Annotated in this window: 12 protein-coding genes; 4 read left to right on the top strand and 8 right to left on the bottom strand. The window is 36.8% G+C overall.

The window, feature by feature from the left end; translation table 11 throughout:
- Position 1 precedes the first annotated feature (1 nt).
- Positions 2-622 carry an LVIS_2131 family protein gene (locus H5S39_RS07130; RefSeq protein ID WP_182596447.1) on the bottom strand — a complete coding sequence of 207 codons (621 nt, stop codon included), beginning with the start codon at positions 620-622 and terminating at the stop codon, positions 2-4.
- A 227-nt stretch (positions 623-849) separates the two neighbouring features.
- Here H5S39_RS07130 and H5S39_RS07125 point away from each other — a divergent pair, with 227 nt between their 5' ends.
- On the top strand, positions 850-1035 hold the full coding sequence (locus H5S39_RS07125) for an LBP_cg2779 family protein (RefSeq protein ID WP_182596446.1): 186 nt from the start codon (positions 850-852) through the stop codon (positions 1033-1035).
- A 156-nt stretch (positions 1036-1191) separates the two neighbouring features.
- On the opposite strand, the gene H5S39_RS07120 is transcribed toward H5S39_RS07125, so the two are convergent.
- The gene (locus H5S39_RS07120; protein ID WP_182596445.1) at positions 1192-2136 is read right to left on the bottom strand and encodes a LacI family DNA-binding transcriptional regulator; all 945 of its coding nucleotides are present in this window, start codon (positions 2134-2136) and stop codon (positions 1192-1194) included.
- Between the two features lie 431 nt (positions 2137-2567).
- Here H5S39_RS07120 and H5S39_RS07115 point away from each other — a divergent pair, with 431 nt between their 5' ends.
- Positions 2568-4292 (top strand): LysM peptidoglycan-binding domain-containing protein, encoded by a 1725-nt coding sequence (locus tag H5S39_RS07115; RefSeq protein ID WP_182596444.1) that lies wholly within the window; start codon positions 2568-2570, stop codon positions 4290-4292.
- 165 nt (positions 4293-4457) lie between these two features.
- Positions 4458-4775 (top strand): ArsR/SmtB family transcription factor, encoded by a 318-nt coding sequence (locus H5S39_RS07110; RefSeq protein ID WP_076460125.1) that lies wholly within the window; start codon positions 4458-4460, stop codon positions 4773-4775.
- Between the two features lie 102 nt (positions 4776-4877).
- Here H5S39_RS07110 and H5S39_RS07105 read toward each other — a convergent pair whose 3' ends face one another.
- From H5S39_RS07105 to H5S39_RS07080, 6 genes are all read right to left on the bottom strand, one after another.
- Positions 4878-5114, bottom strand: a complete 237-nt coding sequence (locus H5S39_RS07105; protein WP_182596443.1) for a hypothetical protein — start codon at positions 5112-5114, stop codon at positions 4878-4880.
- 147 nt (positions 5115-5261) lie between these two features.
- Positions 5262-7244, bottom strand: a complete 1983-nt coding sequence (locus tag H5S39_RS07100; RefSeq protein WP_182596442.1) for an ABC transporter ATP-binding protein/permease — start codon at positions 7242-7244, stop codon at positions 5262-5264.
- An 88-nt stretch (positions 7245-7332) separates the two neighbouring features.
- The gene (locus H5S39_RS07095; RefSeq protein ID WP_182596441.1) at positions 7333-8028 is read right to left on the bottom strand and encodes an ABC transporter ATP-binding protein; all 696 of its coding nucleotides are present in this window, start codon (positions 8026-8028) and stop codon (positions 7333-7335) included.
- Positions 8029-8045: 17 nt separating this feature from the next.
- Entirely contained in the window at positions 8046-9104 is a 1059-nt protein-coding gene (locus H5S39_RS07090) for an ABC transporter permease (protein WP_182596440.1), read from the bottom strand.
- A gap of 12 nt (positions 9105-9116) precedes the next feature.
- Positions 9117-9629 (bottom strand): TetR/AcrR family transcriptional regulator, encoded by a 513-nt coding sequence (locus H5S39_RS07085; RefSeq protein WP_182596439.1) that lies wholly within the window; start codon positions 9627-9629, stop codon positions 9117-9119.
- Positions 9630-9834: 205 nt separating this feature from the next.
- A complete protein-coding gene (locus H5S39_RS07080) occupies positions 9835-10845 on the bottom strand; it encodes a zinc-dependent alcohol dehydrogenase family protein (RefSeq protein WP_182596438.1) in 1011 nt (336 codons plus the stop codon).
- A gap of 562 nt (positions 10846-11407) precedes the next feature.
- Between H5S39_RS07080 and H5S39_RS07075 the strand changes: the two genes are divergently transcribed.
- Positions 11408-13003, top strand: coding sequence for an Nramp family divalent metal transporter (locus tag H5S39_RS07075; RefSeq protein ID WP_182596437.1), 1596 nt, complete (start codon positions 11408-11410; stop codon positions 13001-13003).
- Positions 13004-13110: the final 107 nt, after the last annotated feature.

The raw sequence follows: 13110 nt of genomic DNA, 5'->3' as shown, positions 1-13110 counted from the left end.
TTTATCTCTCAGAAACCATATCAGCAGACGGAACTCGCAGTAATGTATATGTTGCAGCATTACGGTTTGCCTTTAGTCCCAGGCCATTCATTACCGTATTCTTGTATTTCACATTCATCACAGCAGCAAACGCATGCCCGGTTTTAGCGTCTTCCTTTGCTAATTGCTTTTTATCCCATGGCAACGCACTAGCACTCAAATTAATAATTCGTGAACCATCAGATACGGAACCAAATCGTGAATTTGTCGTATACTTATCATTTCCAGCCCAGTAAGTATATGAAACAATCGGGTGCTTGCCACTCTTACTTCGAGTTGCTAAAACATAATAAAAATCATCAGACTTATTTCCCATCTGAAGTGGTCGATACGTAATCGACATTGTTGTTTCTTGATGATTATTGATATCAACTGGTCTAAAGAATGTTAAATAAAGCATTCCTCCTAACCAGACTAATGATATGATTAACAAGACCACATAGCGAACTATCAATTTACTTTCAATTATTTTTTTGGTTTTAGCAATCAACATTAACTGGTGTACTCGAATATAATGAATCACATAACAGAAAAAGAGAATTGAACATATCCAAGATAACCATCCTAACCAATTCCAACTCATAACTTATCCATACTCCATTCTCTTAAAAAGATTTACTTTGATTATCACACAAATTTCCCCGCTTGTCGTCAAATCCAGTAAACTAACGGATAAATTTAATAAAATAACTACTAGGATAAGTTCAAACTGTGCTAAACTAAATTTTGGTAACAAACCGTGTCTTGATTTAGAATAGGACATAAGGATAATATTAATTCAATAATTCTATATAAGGAGGAGTTTATTTCATGGACAATTTGAGTGAACTTGCTCAGGAATTGATCAACTTTGAACGTGAAAACGGCTTAAATGATAATGAAGTTGCCTTTGGCAGTCATTTATCTGTTGAACGGATTCACGAGATTAAATCGTCCAACACCCCAGTAACTTCAGAAGAAGTCGAATTGCTTCAACGGTTCATGCAAAGCAAGTAATGTTATGATTCATGTCAGGTAAGCTTTAACTAACAAGAGGTCGGTGAAAAAGTAAAATTTTTCACCGACCTCTTTCATTTTATAAAACCATCAAATTGAATTGCAAAAAATAGCTTACAAAACTTTTTCAACTTCCTGCTGATTAATACTCGTATTTTACTTTGGCTGATAAAATTCAACCGGGATTATAGCCGGATTGACATCTTCATTCGGTGATTTAATCCGTTTCATTAATGTTTGAATCAGTTCTTGTGCCAATGCCGGAATTGGCTGAATAACAGTAGGTAAATATGGTGCTACTCGCCTAATTAACTGCGATCCATCATAGCCGGTAATAAAGAAATCTTTATTCAATTGCTTACCAGCCTGACGGTAAATATTATAGATTACTAATGCTTGGACATCATTTGAAGCAAGGACGCCATCATAGTCACCAGGAAAAGTTGCATTTAGATCTAAATCTTTAATTGCCAACGGTTCAAATTCAATATTTTGCTTATTTAAGAAATCAAGTGCGCCTTGAATTCGATTGATTGTTGGCGATACCGATGTATCCTCATCGACAATAACCGCTAAATGATTTACATAATGTTCAACCAAGTACTGTGCTGCTAGTTCACCCCCATGGTAACTATCTGCTGCCACAATTGGGATATTATCAGCCAAGTACCGGTCAAACGAAACAATCGGGGCGGTCAATTGGTGGTATTCGTCAATGTCAAGGTTATGCGAACTTGAAATAATCCCATCTACTTGGTTAGCCATTAACATATTTAAATACTCATGCTCAATTTCCGGGTTTTGTGCTGAAGAAGCAATAATCGTCTTGTATCCTTTTTTAAACAGCTGGTGCTCCAATTCATTCGCTAACTCTGCAAAAAAGGGATTGGTTAAATTAGGAAAGATTAAGCCAACAAATTTGGATGGCTTCCCCTGCATTGCTCGTGCTAGCGCATTTGGCTGGTAGTTAAGCTCCTTCATTGCTGCATGAACCTTGTCAATTGTCTTTTGACTTAGCGAACCATAGTTATTGATTACCCGTGAAACTGTGGTTACTGAAACACCAGCCAGCTGGGCGACATCTTTTAATTTAGCAACCATTTTATAACTCCTCGTTTACTACTAATTTTAATAAATTAATAATTTAAGCTCCTTTATTATAGCTTACTGTATTTGAACAATCGATGATTATTTTTGAACTTAATTTACAATTTTGCAAAAATTATTATAATTACATATGTTTATTCTGTCATTTGTATCAGATTGTTTTTCAATTGATAAAAATAACATATAAATTAACTTATTATTGATTTAACAAGAATTAAACACCTGTTTTAAAGGTCATACCGTCCTTTCTTCTCCATATTAAATTGACGGTAAGTGAAATTAATGCTAGGTTTATAGTAGTTGAAATCTTTAGAACTTCTTAAACATTTTTAGTGTTTTTTTGCATTCTAATTTATGAAATGATTAACAAGCCACTTCTAAATGTTGTGTTTAAGAATTTTAATATTTAAAAGGAGTCTCTGCCAATGAATCATCAATCTAATAGTGATCCATCAACCCATTTCAAAATGTATAAAAGCGGAACAAAATGGATGGTTGCTGGATTAACTGCTGTCACATTATTAACTACTACTGGTGCTGTTACTCATGCCGCTGATAATACTCCGACATCTTCTGATCAACCAGTTACTGCCACAAACAATCAAAGTAACGCTAATAGCACCAGTGCTTCAAGCGCTTCACAAAATACTACTTCTGCTGCTAGCACAACTCCAGAAAGTAGTACTGCTGCAAATGCAAGCCAAGCTTCATCAACCGCTGCTCCTGCTGCAGCTCCGGCATCTTCACAAGCTAGCGAACAAAAACAAGCAACGCCAGCTACGCCACAGGCAACTAGCGCAAGCCAAGAAAATACTACTGATCTTAATAGCTTACACTTTAGTAATAATGCATCACAACAAGCATTTATTCAAAGTGTTGCTCCTGGTGCCATTGAGGGCTGGAATAAATATAAGGTTCTCCCTTCCGTTACGGTTGCTCAAGCAATTGTAGAAAGTGGCTGGGGACGTTCTGGTCTTTCTACGCAAGCACACAACCTCTTTGGTATCAAGGGTTCATACAATGGTAACTCAATTACCATGCGTACTCGTGAAGTCTACAATGGTCGTAGCGTTTACGTTAATGCTAACTTCCGCGCTTATGCAAACAATTCCGAATCAGTTGCTGATCACGGTCGTTTCCTTAATGTAAATAGTCGTTACCGCAACCTGCTTGGTGATACTAATTATGCTTCAGTTGCAAGAAAGCTTCGTCAGGATGGTTACGCTACTGATCCAAGTTACGCTAACACTTTAATTCGTTTTGTCCAAACATACAATTTAAACCAATTAGATGCTGTTGCGTTATCAGGTAAAGTTGTTGCTAATAAGCAAACAGACAGTGCGCAAACTCCAGAAACTAATGTAACTGTTTCAAATACTGGTTACTACACTGTTAAGGGTGGCGATACCTTATCACGAATTGCTGGTGAATTTGACACTACTGTAAGTAAGTTAGCATCATTAAATGACATTCACAATGTTAACCGTATTTATGTTGGTCAACGGCTATTAGTTCGGCAAAATGCTAGTCAACAAAATACTTCCACAACGCCAGTTAAACAAACCGAAACGAAAAACAATAGCAATGTAAATACATATACCGTTCAACGTGGTGATACCCTCTCTGGAATTGCTGGTAAGTTTAGTACTACTTACACGCACTTAGCACAGTTAAATCATATTACCAACCCTAACTTAATCCGAGTTGGTCAGGTTTTAACCATTCGTCAAAGTAACCAAAATAACGGTGTAACATCAGTTAAGCAAAATAATGCTCCTACTGCTCGACAGACGAATTCAAGTAACGGTACATATACCGTTCAACAAGGAGATACTCTTTCCGGAATCGCAGTACGGTTCAATACTACAACTACAACCCTTGCCTCCGCTAACCACATTACTAATCCTAACTTAATTCGAGTAGGTCAGCAGCTACAAGTTGGTGGAGTAACAAGTAATGTTCGTTCAACAGCTACTAACCGAGTAAACAGCTACCGCTCAAATACAAGTCACGGAAGCTATACAGTTCAAAGCGGTGATTCACTTTCAAAAATTGCAGCATATCATGGCTTAAACTGGCGGACAATTGCTGCTAAAAATAATTTGCAAAGTCCTTACACTATTTTTGTCGGGCAACGCTTATCATTGTAATTGTTTATCAATAAATATATTTATATCAAGTAAAAGCAAAAAGTATAAGAAAAGCTATATTTTTTGCTTTTTTGTTTTAAAAACGTCATTTTCTGTTTTAGAATAAGAGTAAGCAGTTTATTGTTAATATTCACGAACTAATATTAGGGAGTTTACAGAAAGTAAGTGGTATTTATCGTGGTAAACCGTCGGACAACTGATATTCCAAACGTTAACAAAATCAGTCAGCTATTCAAGTTGCTTGGTAATCCAAAACGATTACAGTTATTATATTTGCTCATTCAACATTCAATGAGCGTTTCAGAAATTAGTATGAAGTTGAATTGGGAACAATCGGGGGTTTCTCACCAACTGCAACTATTACGAAAATATAATTTAGTTCAACAAAGACGAGAAGGTAAAACTGTTATCTATCATCTTGAAGATCCACAGGTAATGACCTTAATCGCCGATGTTTTAAGCCATGCAGAAAAAATCATTTAATTTAGTGAATATTAATTGGGATCCCCCAATTGTAATTAAGAAAGACGTTTAGAACTCATTCTAAGTTTAACTTAGGATATGACTTCTAAACGTCCTTTTTAGTTAGTCAACAAATTGTATCTTAAATTGTTCGTTTTCAAGAACACCCTTTACAACTAATGACTGTCCATCATGAAATTGATCTTGGTTTAACCAGAATCCCATATGTGCATGACTATAAAACTTAAAACTATAATGCGGTGCAACATCAATATTACTAATTCGCATTACCCCTTGCGAACCATCGGAACAAGCAACTGTCTGTGATTGATTATTATTGTGAACATAAACTGTTGTCACTTTTAACACCTCCACTATAATTATACATCATTTTTTGGCATGCCTAATATAAAATTTAAAAATAAAAAAACTAGGAATTAACCTAGTCTCTTAACTATTCAAAGTTAGTAGCGTTATCACGCAGTTTAAATGCCGGTTTCTAACCAATTAGTCAGCAGCTAATGCATCAATTGGATTCAAATTAGCCGCTCGTCGTGCCGGAAGAAGGGCTGCAATAAATGAAATCACAATCGCGATTACTATTGCAAATATAACATTACCAAACGTTATTTGAACAATATTATATTTAATCAAGCCAAACAGAGCGTGGTTTATTATCAATGATACAATCGCCACAATTACTAAGGCAAGTAGAGCAGAAAATAGCCCAATAAAGACCGATTCAGATGTAAATAAGCGTCGAATATCCTTTTTTCTTTCTCCTAATGCTCGTAAAATACCGATTTCTTTTGTTCGTTCCGATACAGACATATACATTGTTACAATAATCATTAAGGCTGATACCAGCAGTGAAATTCCTGCAATTGAAGCAAGAACAGTTGATGCAAGTCGAACATAAGTATTTACCGTCTTTAAAATCGAACCAACTGTTACTGCACCAAGCACTCGTTTATTATTTCCATCCCTAAGGTTATCAATCTTATTAGCTACGCTTTGGACTTTATCAAGATTCTTCACATTCACTGTTGCAACGTTAGCGGCTGTTGAAGCGTTCGCATTATTTAATAACTGCCGCATTGAATGGTAAGTAACTGCTGTAGTTGTGCTAGCACCTTCTGTAATACCAGCAACCTTAAATTTCCCGGTTATTGGTACTGGATTATTATGCTTGTCAACCCAATTAAACGATATATTAACCGTCTTACCGACCATATTTTTGTAGTTCTTAGCACTTGAAAGTTGAATTGCTTGCTGCTTTGCTAGGACAATTTCTCCATTTTTTGGCTGATGACCATGCTTCACCGCATCCGCAGTATTTGCTTTACTCCAAGTACTAAGTGATGTGCCGCTTTGTTTGTTGCCATTGTAAGATAACTGATAAGCGCTAACTAGTATTCCTGGCTGGACAGATGAAACATTCTCAATTTTACTAAGTCGTTTTAAATTATGCTCACTAATTGTCATTGATTGCGGAGCCGCAGCCATTGTCTGCCCAAGGGAAGATTGAAGCTGTTCTTGGGTCATTTTCTTTCCGGTTGTATTCTTAAAAACTGTTATTGCTTGAGGATTAGCTAATGAATTAATCTGGTTTTGGATATATCCATTAATCCCATTCCCTAATCCGCTAAAAAGCAGTACAGCAAAAATTCCAATTGCTGTTCCTAACATAATTAATGAATTTCGCCAGAAGTTATAAGTTAAATGCTTAAATGCTGTTCGATAGCTCGCCATTGCCGGCAAAGTTCGCGGAGTAATATTAGTTGGGTCAGCTGGAATCGGATATGATGGGCGTAACTTTTCATCACCATCGATCTTTCCATCCGATAAATGAACAATTCGTGTTCCGTTATCAGCTACTTCTTGGGAATGAGTTACCGCAATTACTAATTTACCATCACGAGCAATATTATCTAAAAGTTCTAAGACTTCTTGCGTATTCTTAGAATCAAGTGCCCCCGTCGGTTCATCAGCAATTATGATTTGAGGATCGCTGGCTAATGCCCGGGCAATTGCAACCCGCTGTTTTTGACCACCTGACAAGTGGTTAGGGTGCTTCTTTACCTGATCTTTTAAGCCAACTTTATCTAGCAAATCTAACGCTCTTTTGTGCCGTTCTTCTTTAGACAAAGTTGTCATATCTAACGCTACGAGAACATTATCAAGAACAGTTAAATGTGAAATCAAATTATAAGACTGATAGATATAGCCAATTGTTGCCCGCCGATAACTGTCAAGCTGCTTTTCTTTTTTATGGTCCAAAGTTTTACCGTTTACCAATACCTCACCGTTAAAATCACGGTCAAGGCCACCGATGATATTCATAAGGGTTGATTTTCCGCCACCGGATTCACCTAAAATAGATACAAATTCACCACGGTCAAATTGCAGATTGATTCCCTTAAGAACTGGAAACTCTTCTTTATCGAGATAGTATGATTTATAGATGTTTTTTAGTTCTAAAAAAGCCATTTTGCCCTCCCCTTACCATTTATAAGTCTACTAATTATAACAACAATAAGGGGAGTATTAAACTTCCTCAATAATCCTTTACTATTACTTATATTATTTCCTGGGGAATATCAGTTTTCTCGGTCAACCTTCCATCAGCTAATTCGTAGATATGGTCGGCATATTTTTGCAGTCGTAAGTCGTGGGTAACAGCAATTACCGCCTTTCCTTTTTCTTTTGCCATATTTTGAAACAACTGACCAACTGTTTTTACTAAATTGCTGTCAAGAGCTGCTGTTGGTTCATCAGCAAGAATTATTTGGGGATCAGTATATAGTGCACGCGCAATTGCAACCCGTTGATTCTGTCCCCCAGATAATTCAGAAGGATATTGCTTCAGAAGATTTTTGATCGCTAATTTTTGTAACAATTCTTCAAATGCTTCACGCGAAACATTACCGCTTTTCTTTATTTTATCTACCAGCTTGAACTGATCGGCAACATCCAGATAAGGAAGTAAATTATAGGATTGGAGAATGAATCCAATTTTCTTTAAACGTAATTCATCGCGTTTCTTAGGTGATAATTTCTGTAAGTTAATCCCATCAATTAAAACTTCACCCGACGTTGGAGTTTGTAGTCCTCCAGCAATCGTTAAGAAAGTACTTTTCCCTGAACCAGACGGCCCCAGAATAAGGTTCATCTCACCTGCATTAGCAACAAAATTAACATCTTTTAAAACATGAACCCGACTGATACCTTGTCCATAATATTTATTAACATTTCGAATTTCCATTGTTGGCATAAGCTTTACCTCCTACATTAATTTAGTGCTTTTACAGGATCAATTTTTACAATCATCCGTACTGGTAAAAGTGATCCAATCATCCCTAAGGCAACCAAGCCAACTGCCATTAACGCTATTATTGGCCAATTCATAATAACCGGTACCGAAGTTGGAATAACTAATTTAGTAATGAAGGTTAATAGAATTCCACCTAGTACTCCGCATACCATCAAAATAACAGATTGAGTAATTGTCGCTAAAACCAGGTGTCGAGCAGGAATCCCCTGCGCACGCATTACGGCATAGTGACTTATTTTTTGCATCGTTAATATATATAGGAAAACCGCAATAACAATTAGTGAGATGACCATTAAAAAGCCAATCATAAAGGTAAATGTATTATTCTGTGCTGAATATCCAGGTAATTTGTTAATAAACTCTTTAACACTATAATGTTCTAATTTAGGATAACTTTCTTTACTTAATTGCCGATCTGAAAATACTCCACTTGCAACTGCTTGATTATTTACACCACGTATATTCCGCCACGCCGATAAATCACCGTAAATTACTGGTGCAACGCTCAATTTTGCATCTTTTACAAAGCCTACGATTTTATATTTATCTTGTTGTGAGTTAATTGTTACCTTATCGCCTAAATGATAGCCATCGTTTTTCAAGCTCTCATCAACAACAATTTCATTGCTTTTTTCTACTTTGTGACCACTGGCTATTTTTAATTTTTCCCGGGAAATAAATTGATCTGGATCAAGTCCAACAAACTGCACACTCTCTTTACTAGCACCATGCGCTTTTAATACCACCGGCGCTTGCCCAACAAGTGCTGTTTCTTTTTGTTCCTTTGCTGGTAATTGGTCACGGGTAATTAATGATTGACTAAGATTATCATTGCTATTTTTATTTAAGAGAACGGTTTGCGTATCCCACTCCTTAATTGCGGCATCATTTTCATTTTGCAATCCTAACATCATTCCCATTAAGAAAAACATTAAGTAACTAATTAAAACAATCATGGCCGTAATTAAGCCATAATGGAGTTTCTCATGTTTCATTTCTTTTAGTGCTAAAAACATACTCTTTACCTCCTATTGCAATAACGCGGATAACGCTTTAGCCAACCTTTCTATTGCCTCATCTTGTTTTGCTGGTTGAAGGAGACAATCTTTAATTGTTTCATGGCTTAATACCATTACTCCCCACTCAAGAGCACCATGTGGTTTTATCATTGGATTGGACTCATCCCTCAATAGGCCTTCATTAGTTTGAAAATGCAATTTCATAAAATCACGATACCGACTACCGTTAATCTCATCGACAAAATCGCGAATTTGTTTAACATAATCATCCGCAGTTAAGAGATGATTCGCCCTCGTAATCGGGGTATGAATATCCTTAATCGCGACGTGGTATAAATACTGATACGCATCCTGTAAATTATCAAAATACTTATAAAATGCCCCACGAGCAATTGCTGCCTGTTTTACAATTCGTGCTACCTGAGCACTTGCGAGACTATGATTACTAAATTCCGTTAACAATGCATCATTAATATGATTTTTCTTTTCCAAATTTAAATTCTGAAATGTTGCACTAGGCATTATTGTCCTCCAGCCTTAAGTGACACCGTGTCACTTGTCAATGTAGCTTAACTTTAACACCCGAGTGACACCGTGTCAACATAAGTGCAAAATATTAAGAAAATAAAAACTCTCGTTAGCACAAGTACGGAATATAATAGTTCCGCACATATACCAACGAGAGAATGAAGGGATTACTTTTTATTTAATATTTATCAAAAAAAGATTAAGCTTCTTCGCCGCCAACTTTAACAACAGCCTTTGAAACCTTGCCTAACTTACCACTAACAAAGTCTTCGACACCATCAAGATCTAATTCATGTGAGAAGAGTGGAAGCGGATCAACAACACCTGAAGCAAGAAGGGCAATTGAATCTTCAAATGTGTAAGGGTTGATGAAGGCACCTTGGATAGTAAGTTGCTTTTGGAATACATCATAAGTGTTTACTGAGAACTTGTCATCAGGGTTACCAACACCAAACATTAATACTTGTGCACCACGGGCCGCAGCAGCAAGTGCTTGTTCTTGAGTTGCAGGTAAACCAACAGCTTCGACAACAATATCAAATGCATCAGCAGGAATTTCTTCCTTAGTAGTGTTAAGCGTCTTAACACCAAAGTGCTTACGGTTGTTTTCAAGCTTTTCATCAGAGCGTCCTGCTAAAGTAACTTCGTGAACACCACGAGCCTTTAAGATCTGAGCAAATAATTGTCCTTCAAAACCATCACCTAACACTAAAGCCTTTTGGTATGGGTGAGTTTCAAGTAAATCAACACCGTGCATTGCACATGAAATTGGTTCAACAACTGCGGCAGCCTTTAATGAAACATCATCAGGAATTGGGTATACAACCTTGGCAGGAGCAGTGAAGTATTCTTCAAACCCTCCATTACGAGTAACACCAACGGCATCAAGATGTTCACATAATTCTGGACGTTGTGTCCGGCAGTACTTACATTGTCCACAGTAAATGTTAGGGTCAACAGTTACTCGGTCGCCAACCTTAACGTTAGTAACCTCTGAGCCAACCTTGGCAACAACACCTGAGTTTTCATGTCCTAATACAATTGGAGGAACAGCAGATGCGGAACCAGGAAGTCCAGCATATAATGCCTTGTCAGTACCACAAATACCTGCATAAGCAGTATGAATTAAAACTTCATTTGGTTTAATTTCAGGTTCTTTAATGTCTTCAATTTCAAGTTGCTTTTTACCTGTTAAAACAAGTGCTTTCATATTCAGATACCTCTCTTGTGAATTTAATCATTTGTCAAGAGCTAGTATAGTGTGAAAACGCCTTAATTGTCAAACGTCCAGCAATTATATCACATTCTTTTTCTACTACTAAAACGTTAAACCCATCAACTTATATAGTTAACAAACGCCCATTTAACAGCATTCATTAAAAATTCATAAATTTTTGAGATTTTTTTCTTCACTAAGTTTTGTTCAAACTTTGCTTTCAAACTAAATGGTTTTACCGATGTTCTAATTAATCAAGGTGTTTTCACAAAGTCGCTAAGTAAAAATATTAAATAATAAAATTTTTCTACTATAAATAAATAGTTACACAGCAACTATTTAAAAAAATCTTTAAAATCAAAGTAAGCGCTTAACCACTATTAGGCAAGCCAAACATTATCACTCATTAGCCCTCAATCGCCCTTCAAAAGGCAATATAACGGCAATTTTCCATTGCGGGATATATTTTTTTATGTTACCCTAACAAAGTATTCGAACTAGGTTAATTATGATTTCCAATTTAATTAACAAAACTTAAACGAAAGGTGGATTTGGCGTGGACGACACAAAAAATCAACACCGTAAGCATCACTTAATTGAGTATGCTAACGGTAAATCACTGGCAGAAATTAATGGAACAGTCGAAGTTCCTCATGGAAAGGGATTTTGGCGGACATTATTTGCTTACTCTGGTCCTGGTGCACTAGTTGCTGTTGGATACATGGATCCAGGTAACTGGTCAACTTCTATCACCGGTGGACAAAGTTTTCAATATACCTTAATGACTACTATCTTGATTTCAAGTTTGATTGCGATGTTACTTCAATACATGGCGGCTAAACTCGGAATCGTGAGTCAAATGGACCTTGCTCAGGCAACACGGGCACGTACCGGTAAAGCATTAGGTATTATTTTATGGATTATGACCGAGTTAGCTATTATGGCTACCGATATTGCTGAAGTTATCGGTGCCGCCATCGCTTTAAACTTGTTATTCCATATTCCATTAATCCCATCTGTATTTATTACTGTTCTGGACGTTTTAGTACTGCTCTTGTTAACCAAGATTGGTTTCCGAAAAATTGAAGCAATTGTTGCTTGTTTAATTTTAGTTATCTTATTCGTTTTCGCATACCAAGTAGCACTTTCAAACCCTAACTGGGGTGGCGTGTTCATGGGCTTGCTTCCATCAGCAAAAGCCATTGCGCAACACCCAGAAATCGGTGGAATTACCCCATTAACTGGTACTTTAGGTATTATTGGGGCAACTGTTATGCCACATAACTTATACCTTCACTCTGCTATTTCACAAACACGAAAAATTGATCATAACGATTTAGATAGTATTCGTCAAACAGTTCGTTTTACAACTTGGGATTCAAATATTCAATTATCCCTTGCATTCATTGTTAACTCCCTTCTTTTAATCATGGGGGTTGCTGTATTTAAGACTGGTGCTGTTCAAGATAGTTCTTTCTTCGGTTTATATGATGCTTTAAATAATACTTCAATGCTCAGTAACCCAGTTTTAATTGCTGTTGCTAAATCAGGAGTATTATCAACACTATTTGCCGTTGCCCTCCTTGCTTCTGGTCAGAATTCAACCATTACTGGTACTTTAACTGGACAAGTTATCATGGAAGGATTTATTCACATGAAGATGCCTCTTTGGGCACGGCGGCTTGTGACACGAATTATTTCCGTTATCCCTGTTCTTGCTTGTGTAGCTATGACTAGTGGTGAAAATACTATTCAACAACACACAGCTTTAAACCTTTTAATGGAAAACTCGCAGGTATTCTTAGCATTCGCCCTTCCATTCTCAATGCTGCCATTACTAATGATGACTAACAGTGAAGTCGAAATGGGTGAATTTAAGAACCGTGGATGGGTTAAAGTCTGCGGATGGGTTTCTGTAATCGCTCTTACCTTCTTAAACTTAATTAACCTTCCTGCTACTTACGAAGGCTTCGGACTTTGGTCAAAAGGCACCTCAGATGTTTTAGCTTACATCACAATTATTGTTATCCTTGTATTATTAATCTGGACATGTGTTGAACTTTATAAGGGTGACAAGCGGTTCGCTGCTGAAGGAAAAGGCTTTGGTCAGCATGAAGATCAATTAAAAAACGCTGCTGAAGAAATCGAGTAGGAGATAATTGATTAATTCAATTATCGACCTCTCACACCACCGTACGTACGGTTCCGTATACGGCGGTTCGACAACTTAATCACTTTGAATTAACTGGAGCGTCTTGG

This window comes from Limosilactobacillus rudii (genome assembly GCF_014145455.1).
GTDB lineage: Bacteria > Bacillota > Bacilli > Lactobacillales > Lactobacillaceae > Limosilactobacillus > Limosilactobacillus rudii.
This window is presented reverse-complemented; position numbering and strand designations above follow the sequence as displayed.

What these genes read in the sequence shown, in the direction of transcription:
- H5S39_RS07130 (WP_182596447.1), bottom strand. Translation starts at nt 622, where the DNA reads ATGAGTTGGAATTGGTTAGGATGGTTATCTTGGATATGTTCAATTCTC.
- H5S39_RS07125 (WP_182596446.1), top strand. Translation starts at nt 850, where the DNA reads ATGGACAATTTGAGTGAACTTGCTCAGGAATTGATCAACTTTGAACGT.
- H5S39_RS07120 (WP_182596445.1), bottom strand. Translation starts at nt 2,136, where the DNA reads ATGGTTGCTAAATTAAAAGATGTCGCCCAGCTGGCTGGTGTTTCAGTA.
- H5S39_RS07115 (WP_182596444.1), top strand. Translation starts at nt 2,568, where the DNA reads ATGAATCATCAATCTAATAGTGATCCATCAACCCATTTCAAAATGTAT.
- H5S39_RS07100 (WP_182596442.1), bottom strand. Translation starts at nt 7,244, where the DNA reads ATGGCTTTTTTAGAACTAAAAAACATCTATAAATCATACTATCTCGAT.
- H5S39_RS07095 (WP_182596441.1), bottom strand. Translation starts at nt 8,028, where the DNA reads ATGCCAACAATGGAAATTCGAAATGTTAATAAATATTATGGACAAGGT.
- H5S39_RS07090 (WP_182596440.1), bottom strand. Translation starts at nt 9,104, where the DNA reads ATGTTTTTAGCACTAAAAGAAATGAAACATGAGAAACTCCATTATGGC.
- H5S39_RS07085 (WP_182596439.1), bottom strand. Translation starts at nt 9,629, where the DNA reads ATGCCTAGTGCAACATTTCAGAATTTAAATTTGGAAAAGAAAAATCAT.
- H5S39_RS07080 (WP_182596438.1), bottom strand. Translation starts at nt 10,845, where the DNA reads ATGAAAGCACTTGTTTTAACAGGTAAAAAGCAACTTGAAATTGAAGAC.